This window comes from Vibrio sp. 10N.222.48.A3 (assembly GCF_041475345.1).
GTDB lineage: Bacteria > Pseudomonadota > Gammaproteobacteria > Enterobacterales > Vibrionaceae > Vibrio > Vibrio tasmaniensis_A.
The window spans coordinates 1-416 of record NZ_JBFRVX010000602.1 but is presented as its reverse complement, the minus strand read 5'-3'; the positions used below and the strand labels follow the sequence as shown (position 1 = coordinate 416).

Genomic DNA, 416 nt, shown 5'->3' with positions numbered 1-416 from the left:
CAGCAGAGTGTTATAAATTTCGTGTTTTGGTCTTAACAGCAGATAGTTTTTACTTACCTTCGTTTGAAAATATCTTCCTAATTGAACCAAATAAAAAACGTATAACGCTACAAACAGAAGATAACAGCTTTGTAATTGCAGAGCAGGGCAATAAAGCTAAACTAGAGCAGTCTGGGCAATTATTCGACAATCAAGAAATCAAAGAGATCGACTTTGAATTATTAGCTAATGAGTCAAATGATGTGGTCTTTGAAGTGACTAGTCCGGTTGGTAGCTTAGTCTTTAATGTCGAAGGGGCTGTAGCGTCTGATTCACTCTCGTTGCCGCTCATGTTAGATACAGACCGTTTCGTACATTTATTTAACGACGACTATTTTGCATGCTTTAACCGTAACAAAAACAAAGTGCTACTAGAC

Annotated in this window: 1 protein-coding gene; it reads left to right on the top strand. The window is 37.3% G+C overall.

Annotated elements, in window-relative coordinates:
* The coding region (locus AB4653_RS16885) for a hypothetical protein (protein ID WP_372104802.1) at positions 1-416 on the top strand (416 nt) is incomplete at both ends.